1 protein-coding gene is annotated in these 505 nt (G+C 46.1%); it reads left to right on the forward strand.

Going from position 1 to position 505, the window contains the following annotated elements; translation table 11 throughout:
- On the forward strand, positions 1-505 hold a 505-nt coding region (locus tag KP705_RS16965), incomplete at both ends, for a hypothetical protein (RefSeq protein ID WP_215765113.1).

Here is a 505-nt window from a genome sequence, read left to right on the forward strand (position 1 = left end):
GGTCTGGGGATTCCGTCTAGGCGTAAGAAGCAGGATGGCACCTTTTTCAAGGTGGGTTTGCTGTCTGGATTAGCTAAGCAGATGGATGAACAGTTTAGGCATATCATGTTCATTCCTGCTGTTGCTGTTGCTGAGCGTCGCCAGTTGAGGAATGAGCTGACCTATTGGATTGATAACATTCTCCCGAATAAGGGGAAGTATCTGCGGTACATGGTTATCACCTGCGGTGAGAACGTCCGCATATATGATGACCTCAAGGCGGAGCATAGGAAATGGACACGCAAGCTCTCTGATTGCTTCCGTTGGCTCAATCAAAAATATGGTTCAAATCTGTATTTCAGKGTGACTGAKTTCACTCATAATGAGGATCATGAAACCCTTAACATGCATATGAATATCCTCTTTGATCTGCCGTATTTGAAGGGGAACGGCTGGCAGGATTTTCTTGCTGATGTTCGTGAGAGGATGTCGTGCATTGTTAAGGATGCGGGAACTCTTGAGTCTG

It is taken from the genome of Gluconobacter sp. P1D12_c (assembly GCF_018812105.1).
Taxonomy (GTDB): Bacteria; Pseudomonadota; Alphaproteobacteria; order Acetobacterales; family Acetobacteraceae; genus Gluconobacter; species Gluconobacter oxydans_A.